Source organism: Solirhodobacter sp. (assembly GCF_964715405.1).
In genome coordinates this window covers 1-15,563 of the sequence record NZ_CBAICG010000041.1, presented here as the reverse complement: position 1 = coordinate 15,563, position 15,563 = coordinate 1, and the positions used below count along the sequence as shown (strand labels likewise).

At 65.5% G+C, this 15,563-nt stretch carries 13 protein-coding genes and 1 pseudogene; 2 read left to right on the top strand and 12 right to left on the bottom strand.

The genetic code is table 11. The annotated features are described in order from the left end of the window. Window positions 1-10: 10 nt before the first annotated feature. Both folD and AC11WY_RS15420 read left to right on the top strand, forming a co-directional pair. A complete protein-coding gene (gene folD / locus AC11WY_RS15425; protein ID WP_482927070.1) occupies window positions 11-901 on the top strand; it encodes a bifunctional methylenetetrahydrofolate dehydrogenase/methenyltetrahydrofolate cyclohydrolase FolD in 891 nt (296 codons plus the stop codon). A gap of 165 nt (window positions 902-1,066) precedes the next feature. Further along, window positions 1,067-1,693 (top strand): annotated as a pseudogene (locus AC11WY_RS15420) (LytTR family DNA-binding domain-containing protein); the annotation flags it as partial. A gap of 35 nt (window positions 1,694-1,728) precedes the next feature. Here AC11WY_RS15420 and pdeM read toward each other — a convergent pair. From pdeM to AC11WY_RS15360, 12 genes are all read right to left on the bottom strand, one after another. Beyond that, on the bottom strand, window positions 1,729-2,424 hold the full coding sequence (gene pdeM / locus AC11WY_RS15415) for a ligase-associated DNA damage response endonuclease PdeM (protein WP_482927068.1): 696 nt from the start codon (window positions 2,422-2,424) through the stop codon (window positions 1,729-1,731). 40 nt (window positions 2,425-2,464) lie between these two features. Further along, a complete protein-coding gene (locus tag AC11WY_RS15410) occupies window positions 2,465-4,864 on the bottom strand; it encodes a ligase-associated DNA damage response DEXH box helicase (RefSeq protein WP_482927066.1) in 2,400 nt (799 codons plus the stop codon). Window positions 4,865-4,907: 43 nt separating this feature from the next. Beyond that, window positions 4,908-6,218, bottom strand: a complete 1,311-nt coding sequence (locus AC11WY_RS15405; RefSeq protein WP_482927064.1) for an ATPase — start codon at window positions 6,216-6,218, stop codon at window positions 4,908-4,910. A gap of 97 nt (window positions 6,219-6,315) precedes the next feature. Beyond that, entirely contained in the window at window positions 6,316-6,816 is a 501-nt protein-coding gene (locus AC11WY_RS15400) for a prepilin peptidase (protein WP_482927062.1), read from the bottom strand. A gap of 1 nt (window position 6,817) precedes the next feature. Beyond that, complete coding sequence (locus AC11WY_RS15395) at window positions 6,818-7,675, bottom strand: tetratricopeptide repeat protein (protein WP_482927061.1); 858 nt, start codon at window positions 7,673-7,675, stop codon at window positions 6,818-6,820. 26 nt (window positions 7,676-7,701) lie between these two features. Continuing rightward, a complete protein-coding gene (locus tag AC11WY_RS15390; protein WP_482927100.1) occupies window positions 7,702-8,268 on the bottom strand; it encodes a tetratricopeptide repeat protein in 567 nt (188 codons plus the stop codon). 21 nt (window positions 8,269-8,289) lie between these two features. Next, entirely contained in the window at window positions 8,290-9,285 is a 996-nt protein-coding gene (locus AC11WY_RS15385; RefSeq protein WP_482927060.1) for a type II secretion system F family protein, read from the bottom strand. 12 nt (window positions 9,286-9,297) lie between these two features. Then, window positions 9,298-10,266 carry a type II secretion system F family protein gene (locus tag AC11WY_RS15380; RefSeq protein WP_482927059.1) on the bottom strand — a complete coding sequence of 323 codons (969 nt, stop codon included), beginning with the start codon at window positions 10,264-10,266 and terminating at the stop codon, window positions 9,298-9,300. Between the two features lie 11 nt (window positions 10,267-10,277). Beyond that, window positions 10,278-11,735, bottom strand: a complete 1,458-nt coding sequence (locus tag AC11WY_RS15375; RefSeq protein WP_482927058.1) for a TadA family conjugal transfer-associated ATPase — start codon at window positions 11,733-11,735, stop codon at window positions 10,278-10,280. Window positions 11,736-11,753: 18 nt separating this feature from the next. After that, complete coding sequence (locus AC11WY_RS15370; protein ID WP_482927056.1) at window positions 11,754-13,028, bottom strand: CpaE/TadZ family protein; 1,275 nt, start codon at window positions 13,026-13,028, stop codon at window positions 11,754-11,756. Between the two features lie 270 nt (window positions 13,029-13,298). Further along, the gene (locus AC11WY_RS15365; RefSeq protein WP_482927054.1) at window positions 13,299-13,940 is read right to left on the bottom strand and encodes an OmpA family protein; all 642 of its coding nucleotides are present in this window, start codon (window positions 13,938-13,940) and stop codon (window positions 13,299-13,301) included. Between the two features lie 30 nt (window positions 13,941-13,970). Beyond that, window positions 13,971-15,386, bottom strand: a complete 1,416-nt coding sequence (locus AC11WY_RS15360) for a type II and III secretion system protein family protein (protein WP_482927052.1) — start codon at window positions 15,384-15,386, stop codon at window positions 13,971-13,973. Window positions 15,387-15,563: the final 177 nt, after the last annotated feature.

The window sequence follows — 15,563 nt, the reverse complement described above, 5'->3', positions numbered from 1 at the left end:
GGAGGATACCATGAGCGCGACCATCATCGACGGAAAGGCCTTTGCCGAAAAGGTGCGGGGGCAGGTGGCGGCGCATGTCGCGCGGCTGAAGGCGGACCACGGGATCACCCCCGGTCTGGCGGTGGTGCTGGTCGGCGAAGACCCGGCGAGCCAGGTCTATGTGCGCTCCAAGGGCAAGCAGACGGTCGAGGTTGGCATGGCCAGTTTCGAACATAAGCTGCCCGTCGACACCGCCGAGGCCGATCTGGTGGCACTGGTGCAACGGCTCAATGCCGATCCCGAAGTTCACGGTATTCTCGTGCAGTTGCCGCTGCCGGCTCATCTGAACTCCGACCTTGTCATCAACACGATCGACCCGGCGAAGGACGTCGACGGCTTTCACATTTCCAACGTCGGGCTGCTGGGAACCGGACAGAAGGCGATGGTGCCCTGCACCCCGCTGGGCTGTCTGATGCTGCTGCGCGACCACCTCGGGTCGCTGTCCGGACTGACCGCAGTTGTCGTGGGCCGCTCGAACATCGTCGGCAAGCCGATGGCGCAATTGCTGCTGGGCGATAGCTGCACGGTGACGATCGCGCACTCGCGCACCAAGGATCTGCCCGCCGTCTGCCGCGCCGCCGACATTCTGGTGGCGGCGGTCGGGCGGCCCGAGATGGTGACGGGCGACTGGGTCAAGCCGGGCGCGACGGTGATCGACGTCGGCATCAACCGGATCGAGCGCGACGGCAAGACCAAGCTGGTGGGCGATGTCGATTTCGCCAGCGCGGCGGCGGTCGCTGGCGCCATCACACCGGTGCCCGGCGGCGTCGGGCCGATGACCATCGCGTGCCTTCTGGCCAACACGCTGACCGCCTGCTGCCGCGCAAACGGTCTGGCAGAACCCGAGGGCCTGACGGCCTGACACCGCCCCGGAGGAGACCTGTCCAAAAGGACATGTTTTTCCTTGTTCGGACAGGGCGTGGTTGGTATCTGCATCCAGCAGTGTTGAGCTGGATGAGTATCTCCTGTGCGTGTATCCGACTTGCGACGAGGGTTCAGACACGTCTTTACCCCCCGTGCCGCAGCAATGTGGCTCATGGTCTCGATGCTGGTCTCGTTCGCGGGCCCCTTCGGAACCTATGCATCGATGCGGGCGCCCGTGCGGTTGGTCTATTGGTGCCTGCTGCTTGGCGGCGCCGCGCCCGTCGCCAGCCTGTGCCGTCGCGCCGCGCGGTCCTGGCTGATCGGGTCCGGTCGGTGGGCGCGCGGGCTGATCGTATCGGCGATCTTTGCAACGGTCTACGCGCCCGTCGTCTATCTGATCACCTTCTGGCTTGAGGCGCGGGGCCTGTCGACGATCGTGCCGATCCGGGTCATGTGGGTTGCCGCGTTCCTCTCCTCCATCCTGGAGTCGGCGATCTGGACGCTGATGACGGGGGCGCCAGTGACACCCGTGCCGACTGCGCGCCCGATCTCTGCGCGGTTGCTGGCGCGGCTTGGCCACGATCATCCGGGGCCGATCCTCGGCCTGTCGGTGCGCGATCACTATGTTGTCGTGACCACCGCGCAGGGGCAGACGAGCCTCCTGATGCGGTTCGCCGACGCGATGGCCGAACTGGACGGGGTGGCGGGGATGCAGGTCCACCGCTCGCACTGGGTGGCCTTCGCGGCGGTGCGCGGGATCACGCGCGCGCGGGGCAAGACCTTCCTGCAACTGGAGGACGGTCGGCTGGTGCCGGTCAGCCGCAGCTATCTGGACGCGGTCGCGGAGCGCTGGCCCGCAGTGCCATTGAACGGCACCGGCCTTGGTGGCGTGCCGAGCAGCACCGCAAGCGATGCGGGGCCCATCAATCCGCGCAGCAGCGGATCGGTGCAGGACATCCCGCCGGTGTAGGTGCCATAGGCGGGCAGGATCGCCCGCTCGGCATCGATCAGCAAGCAGGGCCGCGTCAGGCGCTGGCCGCGTGCCGCCAGCGTCGCCTTGGGGTGATAGTGGCCCGAAACCTCACCCACCGCGCCCGGTTCGGCGATGTGGCGGAAGATCAGCGGCCCGGCACGGTGCAGCGCCAGATGGGTGCCGCCAAGCGCGAGCGGCCCGGGGTCGTGGTTGCCCTCGACCCAGAGCCAGCGCCGCCCGGCCATCAGGCGCGTCAGCCACAGCAGGTCGCCCTCGTCCAATGCTCCGGCGGCGGCGGTGTCGTCGAAACTGTCGCCAAGGCACAGGACGGTGGCGGGGCTGGTGATTTGCATGTCGGCGTCAAGGCGGCCCAGCGTGTCGCGCGTCTCGTAGGGTGGCAACAGCGCGCCGCCGCGCCGGGCATAGCGTTCCGACCGGCCCAGATGCAGGTCGGAGACGATCAGCATCCGTTCCGCCGCCCACCAGAGCGCGCCGGAGGGCAGGGCGGTCAGTGCCGCGCCGCAAAGGTTGAAATCATACCCGTTCATGCTTCGTTCGATGCCTCAAGCGGGGCCGGATGGCAAGGGGTCAGGCAAGGCCCGCCGTCGCCAGCAACTGCGCTGCCGCCTCGGCCAGCAGCCGCTCGCGCCCCGCGCCTTCGACCGGGATGCGGCCCGGTTCCAGCAGCAGCGGCGCGGCCAGCGGCGTGACCCGGTCCAGCCGCACAAGGTCGATGCGCGGACCGATGCGGGCCAGCATCTCTTCGATCCGGCCGAAATCGACCAGACCGCGCAGCGCCTCCTCGCGCGTGATCTGCAGCAGCAGGTGGCCGGGGTCGTGTCGGCGCAGCGTGTCGTGGAGAATGTCGGAGGAGAAGGTCGCCTGCCGCCCGCTCTTGCGCTTGCCGGGCGAGTTGCGTTCGATCAGCCCGGCGATGATCGCCGAGGCGCGGAAGGTGCGCTTCATCACGGCATTGCCCGCCAGCCAGGTTTCCAGCCCCGCGCGCAGCGCTTGCGCGTCGAACAGCGGCGCGGCGTCGGTCACCGGGTCGAGGCCCCAGATCAGCGTGGCGTAGTCGGTGGCGACGAAGCCGAGCGGGTGCAGCCCCTCCTCTTCCAGCCGTTTGGTGAGCAGCAGGCCCAGCGTCTGCTGCGCGTTCCGCCCCGCAAATCCGTAGACGCACAGATGCTCGCGCCCGTCATGCGGAAAGCTTTCCAACAGCAACCGGTCGGGTTCGGGCAGGCGCGAGACCTGCCGCTGAAGCGCCAGCCAGCGGGCGGTGTGGGTGGGCAGTTCCGGCCAGTCGGGCTGCTGGAGCATCGCAAGGATGCGGTGGGTCAGCAGGGTCGAGGTGGCGAACTTGGTGCCGCTGAACACCGCCACCTTGGGCGCGCGGCCGGGGCTGCGGCTGACCTCGACCGTCATTTCGCGCAGGGATTCATAGCGCACCACTTCGCCGCCGATCAGGAAGGTGTCGCCGGGGGTCAGGCTGGCGGCGAACGCCTCTTCGACCTCGCCAAGCGGCATGCCCATGCGGCCCTTCAGGCGCACCGCCAGCGTTTCGGTGTCGATGATGGTGCCCAGGTTCATGCGGATTTGCGCGGCGGCACGGGGGTCGCGCAACTGCCAGCGGCCATCGCGAAACAGCAGCCTCTGCCAGCGGTCATAGGCGCGCAGGGCGTAGCCGCCGGTGGCGACGAAATCGAGGCAGGCATCGAAATCCGGGCGGCTGAGGTCGGCATAGGCGCCTGCGCTGGTGACCTCGTCGTAAAGCGCGTCCGCGTCGAAGGGGCCCGAGGCGGCGGTCATCAGGATGTGCTGGCAAAGCACGTCGCGGGGGCCGGGGCCGCGCGGCTCGCCATCCAGCGTGTGGTCGCGCACGGCTTGCAGGGCGGCGAGGCATTCGACCACCTCGAACCGGTTGGCGGGCACCAGCAGCGCCTTGGACGGGGCGTTGTAGCGGTGGTTGGCGCGGCCGATGCGCTGCACAAGGCGCTTGACGTTCTTCGGGGCGCCAACCTGGATCACCAGGTCCACGTCGCCCCAGTCGATGCCCAGATCGAGGCTGCCGGTGCAGACCACGGCGCGCAAGCTGCCCGCAACCATCGCGGCCTCCACCCGCTCGCGCTGTTCGCGCGACAGGCTGCCGTGGTGGATGCCGATCGGCAGGCTGTCGTCGTTCTGCAGCCAGAGGTCACGGAAAAACAGTTCGGCCTGCGCGCGGGTGTTGTGGAAGATCAGCGTGGTGCGGTGCCGCTTGACCTCGGCGAGGATCGCCGGGATCGCGTGCCGCCCGCCGCCCCCGGCCCAGGGCGGGGGCGCGCCGGTTTCCAGCATGGCAATGTCGGGGTCGGGGCCGGGATCGGCGGTGAGGATCGCGCAGGGGTCGGGCGCGCGGGCGAGGAAGCGGGCGATGGCGGCGGGGTCTTCGACCGTGGCCGACAGCCCGACACGGCGCAGACCGGGCACGAGGGAGGAAAGCCGGGCGAGGCACAGCATCAACTGGTCGCCGCGTTTGGATTCCGCAAGCGCATGAATCTCATCGACAATCACCCGCTGCAACCCGGCGAAAACGCGCGGCGCATCCTCGTAGCTGAGCAGCAGCGCAAGGCTTTCCGGCGTCGTCAGCAGGATATGCGGCGGGTCGGCGCGCTGGCGGCGGCGCTGGGTGTAGCTGGTGTCGCCGGTGCGGTCTTCGATGCGGATCGGCAGGCCGAGGTCTTCGACCGGGCGGCGCAGGTTGCGACGGATGTCGGCGGCGAGGGCCTTGAGCGGCGAGATGTAGAGCGTGTGCAGGCCCTTGTGGGCGCCGTCCGCAAGCTCTGCCAGCGTGGGCAGGAACCCGGCGAGGGTCTTGCCGCCGCCGGTGGGGGCGATCAGCAGCAGCGCGGGTTCGGCCGCGCGAGCCAGCATCTCGTGCTGATGCGGGTGCAGGGTCCAGCCGCGGGTGGCGAACCAGGAGTCGAACGCGGGGGGCAGGGCGGTCATGCCGGGCAAGGTAAGGCCCGCCCGGCAGGTTTAACAGGGGCGGTTAGCGCGCAATCACCTCGTCGCGCACGAACATGTTGGCCCAGGCGCGGTCGATCAGGTCGGGCGTCATCTGGTTGGGGATGCCCTCATAGGTGCAGATGGCGATCATCTGGTCGATCAGGAAGATCGGCTGGTAGTTGGCGTAGTTGTCGTCGATCGTCGGATACTTGACCTTGAGCAGGTGCAGAAGCGCCGTTTCATCCAGCGGCATCTTGCGCTTGCGGGCCACCATCGCGAAAATCTTCAGGTAGTTTTCCTGGCTCGGGCCGTCGATCTTGATCTTGTAGAAGATCCGGCGAAGGGCGGCGCCGTCGAAGATCTCGTTCGGGTGGAAGTTGGTCGAGAAGATCACCAGCGTGTCGAAGGGCACGGTAAACTTTTCGCCCGATTGCAGCGCGAGGATGTCGCGGCTTTCCTCCAGCGGCACGATCCAGCGGTTGATCAGGGCCTGCGGCGATTCCTTCTGGCGGCCAAGGTCGTCGACGATGAAGACGCCGCCGGTAGCCTTGAGCTGCAACGGTGCCTGGTAGGTGCGCGCGGTGGTGTTGTAGGTCAGGTTCAGCATGTCCAGCGTCAACTCGCCGCCGGTGATCACCGTGGGGCGGTCGCAGAACACATAGCGGTTGTCGAACCGGTAGGCGTTGCGGCGCAGCGAGTTCGGATCGTCGAGCGCCATCTGCGCCTGGGAATGCACGATCGGGTCATAGACGGTGATGACCTGGCCGGAAAACTCCAGCGCGCGGGGCACGAAGATCTTGTCGCCCATCGCATCGCGGATGCCGTTCGAGATCGACGACTTGCCGTTTCCGGGCGGCCCGTAAAGCAGGATCGAGCGGCCGGAGTTCACCGCGGGGCCGAGGTTCTGCAACAGGTCGGGCGGCAGGATCAGGTGGCCCATCGCCGCCAGCATCTGGTCGCGGGTCAACTGGATGTTGCGGATCGACTGGCGGCCGACCTGCTCCTTGTACATCTCCAGCGGCACCGGCAGGGCGCCGTAGTACTCCGACTGGCTCAGCGCGTCGAGCGCGCGCGCCTTGCCCGCGTCGGTAAGCTGATAGCCCATCTCGTTGCCCGAGTTGGCGTGCAGCGTGCCCATCGCCTCGATCAGGCGTTGACCGCGGGTCAGGTCCACGATCTCTTGCGTCACGCCAAGCGGCACGCAGATCACGTTGGCGATGTCGCTGAGCTGGGTCAGGTTCATCCGGAACATGGATTTCAACAGGATATCCCGCATCATCACCATCGACAGGCCGGTTTCGGCCATGGTGCGGGGAGAGACGGGGGCAAGGACGTTGGTGGCCTGGATGTTCATGGCGGGTCCGTTCGATGCGCGCGTGGTGGTGGGTCGAAGGTGGTTCCAGTCTCGCCCCGATCATGGGGCCGGGTCATTTCGGTTCGGTAAACCGGTTCTAGTGCGGGTGCCCCAGCAGGACGGCCAGAAGCAGGTAGAAAACCAGAATCCCCGACAGCGCGAGGCCCATCGGGAAATCGTGACGACGCCAGCTTTCCCAATCCGCGGTGGCGCGGCGCAGCGCCGGAATCAGGCCAAGAAGGCGGTGGGTGGCAAAGGCGGCCAGCAGCGTCGCCGAGCCCAGCGCGACGATGACCGACAGATCACCGAGCGCGAAGAATGGCGCCATCGCGGCCACGAACTTCGCATCCCCGGCCCCGATCGCGCCCATCATGTTGAGCAGGAAGCCGATCACCAGAAGCACGGGCAGGTGTGAAAGTTGCCACAGGTAGTCGCGCCACGGGAACAGGAACGGCCCGAGCACGACGAAGACCAGCGCGAGGGCGATCACGGCCTGGTTCGGGATGCGCATGAATTTCATGTCGCTCCACGAGACCCAGACGCCGATGGCGATTGCGAAGGGGAGGAAGACCGCGGCCTGGAAGGCGGGAAAGACCATCTCAGTTGCTCACATTCGCGCTGAGCGCCGCGAGGGCGCGGACGGCGTCGGGGAAATACTCGGGGTTGGTGTCGATGGCTTCCTGCAACAGCCCCTTGCCGGTCGCGACGTCGCCCTGTTTGATCGCCGTCAGCGCGATGTTGTACAGCAGCACAGAATGTTCGCCCTGTGTCATGTCGATGATCGGCAGGTCGTATTTGCGTTGCCGCGCGCGGGCGAGCACGAGGTTGTTCTTGGTGGCGAAGACGGCCGGATCGTAGCGCAGCGCCTGGATGAAAAGCGGCTCGGCCCCGGCGAAATCGCCGCGCGTCATCTTGGAGATGCCCCAGTTGTTGTAGATGCCCGCCGGAGTCGTGGTCATGCCGGCGGCGATCTCGTAGAAGCTGTCGGCCTTCTTCCACTGCTTGCGCGAGTCCGCCACCATCGCTTCCAGCCGGTAGCGGTCAAAGCTTTCATGCGTGGGCGGAATGCCGTCCAGCACCGTTTCCGCCTGCGTCCACTGGTTCGCGCGGATCATCGCGTCGGCAAGATCGACGCTGTCCTCGTTCGTGGCATCCTTGGCCGCGACGACATCGGCCCAGATCTTCGCCGCGTCGGCGGGCCGCTGGGCACGCACCAGCGACTTGGCCAGATACCGCTTCTGTTCGGTCTTCTCGGGGTGTTTCTCGACCGACTTGGTGAAATAGGCCACCGCCTCGTTCGGGTCGGCAATGGTCAGTTCGATCGCGTCAAGATTGGCTTCATCAGCAGCGTTGATGCTGGTGACTTCCTTCTCAATCTTGTTTCGTTCTGCCTGTTGGCAGCCTGCAAGCAGAACCGTGCCGCAGAGGCACAGCCCAATCAACCCGGGGTGGCGCATTTCGCGTCCTTTTTACTGCTCTGCCCTCAATTCGTAGACAAGAGAAGGTAACGCCCGTTACCCCTTCTGACCAAATCGAATTTTGGTGCCTCGGTCGGCGCAGAATAACCGGAATCGTCCAGCATTGCGAGGGCGCGGCTCAAGTTTTCGCGAATCAGGTCGGATTGGCCACTGTCGAGCGCGAAGGCGCTCTGGAAGACCTCCTTGGCCTCGCCGTACTTGCCCTCGTTCATCAAGACAACGCCAAGGTTGTTCAGCGCAGGCACAAAGGTCGGGTCGAGCCGCACGGCCGCGCGCAGGTTCTGTTCGGCCTGACCCAACCGCCCAAGCTTGAGGTTGGCTGAACCGAGGGCGGAGAGCACGTCGGCATTCAGCCCGTGTTCCGCCGCGGCGCGGTAATAGGCGCGCAGGGCCAGTTCGTACTCGCCCGCCGCCATCAGCCGGTGGCCGACGATCAGGCCATCGACCGCTTCGGTCACGGCAGGGGTTCCGGCGGGCGGAGGGGGGCCCACACGTTCAGGCGTGAGCGCACCATCGGGCTGGCAGCCAGCCAGCACGGCAAGCGATGCGCCCAGTGCCGCGATCCGTGCCAGCCTGCCCAGCAATCCTGCCCCTTAGAAATGCGTGCCCTTGCCGCCCAGCGTCGTTGCGATCCCGTGAATGGACGGACCGATCAGGATGATCATCAACGGCGGCACGGTGAACATCATCGTGCCGAGTGTCAACTTCGTCGGCAGCTTGTTGGCCTTTTCCTCGGCGCGCATGACCCGCTTGTCGCGCATTTCGGCCGAGAAGACGCGCAGCGCCTCGGCGATCGAGGTGCCGAAGGTCGCGGACTGGATCAGGACCGTCACGAAGGACGACACGTCCGGCACGCCGCAGCGTTCCGACATGTCGCGCAGCACTGTGACGCGATCCTTGCCGGCCTTGATTTCATGCGCCACCATTTCAAACTCGTCCGACAGGGCCGGGTAGCCTGCGCGGATTTCCTTGGACACGCGGACGATCGACTGGTCGAGCGACTGGCCTGCCTCGACGCAGACCAGCATCATGTCGAGCGAGTCGGGGAAGCCGTTGATGATCTCTTCCGTGCGTTTTTTCACTCGTTTGCCAATGAATTGCTTTGGCAGGTAGTAGCCGACGGCGCCCGGCAGCAGGGTATAGAGCATCAGGGATTTGGTGCCGACTTCGGTGGTCTGGCTCAGGATCAGCGAATAGATCATGCCTGCCGCAAGCAATCCGAGGCCGAGCGCGAATTGCACGGCGTGGAAGGCGCGCACCGCGTCCTTGGAGCGGTAGCCCGCGCGCAGCATGTTCAGCCGTGCGGCCGACAGTTCGGTTTCGTTCTGCGGTTCGAGGAAGGTCGCGAACTTCTGCAGTTTGTCGGCGCGGTCGGCCGTGCGCAGCGTCTGGCCCTTGGTGGACTTGCGTGCGGCGGCCTCGGCCTTGAGCGAGCGTTGCAGCTTTTCCATCGGGTCGATGGTCTTCTTCATCATCGCCGACAGCGTCAGCAGGATCAGAAAGATCCCGAGCCCGCCCACCGCAATCAGCGGGCCGAGCGGCCCGAGGGAAGAGACCAGCGCCGCGTTGATCGAGTTCATCAGTTCCATGCCGCGGACCCCCTAGACCTTGATGTTGACCATCGCGCGCATGAAGATCACGTTCGCGATGAGGAAACCCGCCACGATCAGACAGGCCGGGATGAAAGCCGAGGTATTCTCGACATCGTCGTAGTAGTGCGGCTGCAGCACGTTGATCATGATCATGGCGCCGATCGGGAAGGCCGACAGGAACATGCCCGACCATTTCGCCTCGGCGGTGATGGCCCTGACACGGCGGAACAGCTTGAAGCGGGCGCGGATCACCTTGGCCAGACCGTCAAGGATTTCGGCGAGGTTGCCGCCCGATTGCGACTGGATCGTCACGGCCACGGCGAGGAAGCGCAAATCCTGCATGTCCATCCGTTCGGCGAGGGACTTGAGGCTCTCGGTAATGTCGCGGCCATAGGCGGCCTCGTCGGCAATCACCCCGAATTCAGAGCCGAGCGGGTCGGGCACTTCCTTCGCGACGATGCTGATCGCGGCCGAGAACGGATGGCCGACGCGCAGGCTGCGCACCATCAGCTCCACCGCTTCGGGCAGTTGCTCCTCCATTGCGGAAAGGCGCTTCTTGGCCTTGTTGCCCACCCAGGTGTAGACCCCGCCGACACCCATCAGAAGCGCCACGCCAGCCCGGATCGGGGTCGAAGCCCCGGTGCCGATGGTCAGGCCGATGAAGGCAAACAGCGACAGGAGCGCCATGATGCCGATCAGCGCCTTGGGCGAAAAGGCGATGTTGGCCTTTTGCGCCTTGGTCGCGAGGATGGAATAGAGCGGGATGCCACGCGCATTGACGTGCTGGCTCATTTCCTTGCGGAGTTGTTCCAGAACCTCCTCGCGGCGGCCGCCCTTTTCCATCAGGGCGAGGCGGCGGTTGACCCGGCTGTTCAGGCTGATCGATTTGCCGAACACGGTCAGGTAGATGCCTTCGACAAGCATGATCACGCCGAAGAAGATCGCACCGTAGATGAGGGGGGCTGCGCTGAACTGCATGGCGGTGGTCCTTATGGGATCGCGTCGAAGATTTCGGAGGGCAGGTTGTAGCCCCATTGCTTGAAGCGGTCGGAGTAGTGCGACCGCACGCCGGTGGCATTGAAGCGGCCGATGATCTTGCCGGAAGGTTCCATCCCCAACCGCTCGTAGCGGAAGATTTCCTGCATCGAGATGACGTCGCCTTCCATCCCGGTGATCTCGGTGATCGAGACCATGCGGCGGCTGCCGTCCTGCAGACGGCTGGCCTGCACGATCAGGTTCACGGCGGCAGCGATCTGGGCGCGCACCGCCTTGATCGGCATTTCGATGCCCGCCATCGCGACCATGTTTTCCAGGCGGCTGACGCCGTCGCGCGCCGAGTTGGCGTGAATCGTGGTCATTGACCCGTCGTGGCCGGTGTTCATGGCCTGCAGCATGTCGATCACTTCCTCGCCGCGGGTTTCACCCACGATGATGCGGTCGGGGCGCATCCGCAGGGCGTTGCGCAGGCAATCGCGCTGGGTCACGGCCCCCTTGCCTTCGACGTTTGCCGGGCGGCTTTCCATCCGGCCGACGTGGACCTGCTGCAGTTGAAGTTCCGCCGTATCCTCGATCGTCAGGATACGCTCGGAGTTGTCAATGAACGATGAAAGCGCGTTGAGCGTGGTCGTCTTGCCCGAACCGGTCCCGCCCGACACGATGATGTTCAGCCGGGTTGCCACGGCGGCCTGAAGATAGGCGCCCATTTCTTCGGTGAAGGCGCCGAAGCGGACCAGATCGGGGATGCCGAGCTTTTCCTTCTTGAATTTCCGGATCGAGACCAGGCTGCCGTCCACCGCGACCGGCGGCACCATCGCGTTGAAGCGCGACCCATCGGCCAGGCGGGCGTCGACGTAGGGGTTCGATTCATCGACCCGGCGGCCGACGGCCGACACGATCTTGTCGATGATGCGCAGCAGGTGGCGTTCGTCCTTGAAGGTGATGTCGGTCAGTTCGAGCTTGCCGTTGCGCTCCACAAAGATGCGATGCGGGCCGTTCACCAGGATGTCGTTGATCGTGTCATCCTTCAGCAGGGGCTCAAGCGGACCAAGGCCCATGACCTCGTCATAAAGCTCCTGGTTGATGGTGGTGCGATCCTCCTTGTTCAGGACGATCGACATTTCATCGAGCGCTTCGCCCGCAATGGAGGCGATTTCGGCCCGCAGGCTCGCCTCGGGTGCGGATTCGATCGCTGCGAGGTTGAGGTTGTCCAGCAGCCGCTTGTGCAGTTCCAGCTTGATATCGCCCAGGCGATCGCGGCGCTTGCGCTCTTTGTCCTGCGCCACGGCCTGTGCGCTCGGCTTCGGGGCGACGACCGGCTGAATGCGGGCTTTGGCCGCGCCGGAGGGCCCTGCGGACGCCAAGGGTGCGGTCACCGACTGGGTGACCTTGGCCATCGGGCCCGGCCGCGCCGGGCCGTCCTCTCCGGGTTTCTTGAAACGCGAGAACATGGCCATCCCAGTTACCTCTTACGCTTTGCCGGCCTCGGCCGCCCTGTTCAGATCATGCAACGATTTGGCGAGTTTCTGCATTTCCTTGCGCAGCGAATTCTTCGGTGCGGTCTCGGCCAGCGGCAGGCCGTGGTCGTTCGCCTGGGTCACCTGCCGCGTGCCATCGGGCAGCATCAGCTCGATGTCGATGCCAAGGCTTTCCGCCATCCGCCTGGTGCGGGCCTTGCCCGACAGGTCGGTGAATTTCGGCGCCCGGTTCAGCGCATAGCGCAGTTTCTCGAACGGCAGCTCCTCGGCCTTCAGGGCGCGGATGAAGCGCAGCGCGTTCTGCGCCGAGCGCATGTCAAGCTCGATCAGCGCGAAGTAGACATGGGCTTGATGCAGCACCGTTTCGGTCCAGGGCACGACCGTCTTGGGCATGTCGATCACGACGAAGTCGAAGTTGGTCTTGGCCATCGTGATCAGCCGGTCCACCTCTTCCGGGCCGACGATGTCGAGCGGCAGCATCTCGGACGGGGCGGTAAAGACATGCAGCCTGTCGTTGAAGGTCTGGAGCGACTGGATGAAGGCGTCGCTGTCCACCGACCCGGTATCCGACAGGATGTCGAGAATGGCCTCGCGGCGCGACAGGTCAAGGTAGGTCGCGACCGACCCCGTCTGGAAATCGAGGTCGAGCAGACAGACGCGCGGGCCGTCCTTCTTGGCGATCGAGGCCAGTTCCCAGGCGAGGTTCACCGCGAATGTCGTGGACCCGGTGCCGCCGGCAAGGCCGTGCACCGGCAGCACGACACCGTCGCGGTCGCCCTTGGCCTTGAACGTGGGGGCGGCGCCCGTCAGCGGCTCGGCCGCGGGGGCGGCCGCTGCTTCGGCGGCGGCGACCGGGGCGGGTTGGCGCGCCCGTTCGATGGCCTCGTGCAGCGCGCCCTCGGGCAGCGGGTAGGGCACGAAGTCATCGGCGCCGAGTCGCAGCATCTGGTGCAGGACGATCGGGCTGACCTCTTCGGCAATCAGGATCACCTTGATCCCGCGGGCCTTGGCCTGCTTGATCAGCTCGCTGATGCGGGCAAGGTCGGCCTCGTCCTTGTCGTCGAGCGCGATGGCGACGAATTCCAGCGCGGCGGCATCGGGTTGCGACAGAAACAGCATCGCATCGCCGAAGGTCAGGTCACCCCAGGCCTCGCCGAATTCGGCTTCCATGTCCTCGATGACAAGGTCGAAATTCTGCACGTCCCGCGAGACGGTGCACGCACGGATCGGTGCCGGTTCCTGCTTCATCGCTGCAACACTGCTCATGGCCTCACGTCCTTCTCTATCGGGCTTCGGACGATCCGGAGACTGCTCCGTCTCTGCCGACCGTTATTCGGTCGGTTCCTTCACGCCTTGCCCGTGCGCGATCGGGAATCGCGCCTTTCCTTCTGGCGACGATGGCTGGCAATGTTGGCAACATTGGGGCTAAAAATCCGTTATTATCCGGCGTTTTCGCGTGATGCGGAGCGGGATAGGAGCGGATTTGGAGACGGAGGGCGCGGGGACGGGCGGCGATCTGCGCCGCCCGGCGGGGCGTTACTTCACCGCCGGGGCGGACGTCGTCGTGCTGGCCGAGTCGGCGGCGCTGCCGCTCTTTGCGCCGGAGGCCGAGGCAACGTAGTCGCGGTAGACGATGTCGGCATACTTGCCGTCAAGCACCAGCGGCGAGCCGTTCACGAAGCCCGACACATCGGTGACCGTGCGACGGTTGCGGCGCTCGCGCGTCGGAACCTGAATCAGCGGTTGCGTCTTGCCGTAGGAAACCACCGCCTCCAGCCGGGACTGCGAGATGCCCTGGCTGACCAGATAGGCGACCGCGGCGCGGGCGCGACGCATCCCGAGCCCCTTGTTGTAGGCTTCGCTGCCGACAAGGTCGGTATAGCCGAACACGCGGAACCGCACCTCGGGGAACTGACGGATCCAGTCCGCCTGCTTGCGCAGCACGGCGCGGGCGCCGTCATCGAGCGCGGCGCTGTCGAAATCAAAGTTCACGGTGTTCGGCACTTCCGAGGCGAAGCGACGCGACAGATCGACGGCATAGGACAACTGCCCGGTCTCGATGCCGATGTTGGTCGCCGTTGCACTGCCGAACCCCCGACCGGTCGAGGAACCGACCTCGTTTTCGCCGATGCAGCCGGCGAGCGCCAGAAGGCTTGCCCCGATCAGGATCATCCGCATGTGCCGCTCCGCCGCCATTGCCCGCATCCCTCAGTTCATCACGTAGCCGTAGGCGCCGCTGAAGTCCTGCCTGGCGACTTCGCCCGCCTGCCCGCCCTGCGGAGTGCCGGTGGTGTTGCCATAGAGGAACAGCCCTTTTTCACTCGGCGGCGCCACCCGGTCGGTCGGCATCGACAAGGCGTTGCCCCGCGTCGGCGAGACGAGGTGCGGCGTGACGATGATCACGAGTTCGCTCTGGTTGCGCTGGAAGTCGGCGCTGCGGAACAGCGCCCCCAGGATCGGCACGTCACCGAGCCACGGCACCTGACCGACGACATCGGTGAAGTTGTCCTGCAACAGGCCCGCGATCGCAAAGCTTTCACCGTCGTGCATTTCGACTGTGGTGGAGGTCTTGCGGGTCTTGAACGCGTTGATGGTGAAGCCGTTGTTGTTGTAGCTGACCGAACTGTCGACCGCCGAAACCTCGGCGTCGATCTGCAGATTGATGGTGTTGCCGTCGACCACGGTCGGGGTGAAGTTCAGCCCGACCCCGAACGGCTTGTAGGTCACCGTGACGTTGCCGTTCGAGTCCTGCATCGGGATCGGGTATTCGCCGCCCGCAAGGAACTTCGCCTGTTGTCCGGAAAGGGCGGTCAGGTTCGGTTCGGCCAGGGTGCGCACGGCGCCCTTGGATTCCAACGCCTCCAGCAGCACGGCGAACTGCATGCTGCCTGCCGAAAAGCCCAGCGTGATCGCGCCCTGGCTGTTGGTCGCCGTCGGGGCCGGGGTGCCGCTGAACAGGTTCTTGTTGGTCGTGCCGTTGGTCAGTGACCCGGTGCCGCCCAGCACACCCACCTTGCCGGTCGCGCCATTGCTGATGGCGATGCTGGAACTGAGGCTCTTTTCGACCGAGCGCTGCATTTCCGTGAAGCGGACCTGCAGCATCACCTGCTGCGTGCCGCCGACGCTCATCAGATTCGACACCCGACCCGGTGCATAGCGCTGCGCCAGTTCCAGCGCGCGGTCGAGCCGCGAGGAACTGGACACGGTGCCGGACAACACGATCCCGTCGTTGGCGGTGCGCACGTCGATCTTTTCGGTCGGCAGAATCTGCTGCAGGCGCTCTTTCAATTCACCGACGTCCGGGGTCACCTGGATCTCGACGTTGGTGATCAGCTTGCCGTCGGGGCTGAGCAGCGTCAACGTCGTGCGGCCCGGCGCCTTGCCCAGCACATAGATCGTCTTGTCGGACAGGGTGGAAATGTCGGCGATGCCGGGGTTCGCCACCGACAGCTCGGAAAACGAGGTATCGCTTTGCAGCACGACGGCGCGATTCATGGTCACGTTCAGCGCGTTCGATGGCGCGCCGGCCTGAACTTGCAACGTCTCGGCAACGCCCGGTGGCGCCACGGCCAAGACGACCGTGGCCCCCATGAGGCCAGCCTGAAGGATCCTGCGAATGCTCATGTGACCTGCCTCTCCGATCACGCCCAACTGCGGGTCTTTTCGCCCGATATTTCCATCACCATGCCGGAACCGTCTATTTTATGCAAGAATCAAACGTTTGCAGCACGATCTCATTGTGGATAACCTGCAACAGAGCCACAGGGGTGCGCGATATGCGGGCGCCGCACCCGAAGGATC

What these genes read in the sequence shown, in the direction of transcription:
- folD (WP_482927070.1), top strand. Translation starts at nt 11, where the DNA reads ATGAGCGCGACCATCATCGACGGAAAGGCCTTTGCCGAAAAGGTGCGG.
- pdeM (WP_482927068.1), bottom strand. Translation starts at nt 2,424, where the DNA reads ATGAACGGGTATGATTTCAACCTTTGCGGCGCGGCACTGACCGCCCTG.
- AC11WY_RS15410 (WP_482927066.1), bottom strand. Translation starts at nt 4,864, where the DNA reads ATGACCGCCCTGCCCCCCGCGTTCGACTCCTGGTTCGCCACCCGCGGC.
- AC11WY_RS15405 (WP_482927064.1), bottom strand. Translation starts at nt 6,218, where the DNA reads ATGAACATCCAGGCCACCAACGTCCTTGCCCCCGTCTCTCCCCGCACC.
- AC11WY_RS15400 (WP_482927062.1), bottom strand. Translation starts at nt 6,816, where the DNA reads ATGGTCTTTCCCGCCTTCCAGGCCGCGGTCTTCCTCCCCTTCGCAATC.
- AC11WY_RS15395 (WP_482927061.1), bottom strand. Translation starts at nt 7,675, where the DNA reads ATGCGCCACCCCGGGTTGATTGGGCTGTGCCTCTGCGGCACGGTTCTG.
- AC11WY_RS15385 (WP_482927060.1), bottom strand. Translation starts at nt 9,285, where the DNA reads ATGGAACTGATGAACTCGATCAACGCGGCGCTGGTCTCTTCCCTCGGG.
- AC11WY_RS15380 (WP_482927059.1), bottom strand. Translation starts at nt 10,266, where the DNA reads ATGCAGTTCAGCGCAGCCCCCCTCATCTACGGTGCGATCTTCTTCGGC.
- AC11WY_RS15375 (WP_482927058.1), bottom strand. Translation starts at nt 11,735, where the DNA reads ATGTTCTCGCGTTTCAAGAAACCCGGAGAGGACGGCCCGGCGCGGCCG.
- AC11WY_RS15370 (WP_482927056.1), bottom strand. Translation starts at nt 13,028, where the DNA reads ATGAGCAGTGTTGCAGCGATGAAGCAGGAACCGGCACCGATCCGTGCG.
- AC11WY_RS15365 (WP_482927054.1), bottom strand. Translation starts at nt 13,940, where the DNA reads ATGCGGATGATCCTGATCGGGGCAAGCCTTCTGGCGCTCGCCGGCTGC.
- AC11WY_RS15360 (WP_482927052.1), bottom strand. Translation starts at nt 15,386, where the DNA reads ATGAGCATTCGCAGGATCCTTCAGGCTGGCCTCATGGGGGCCACGGTC.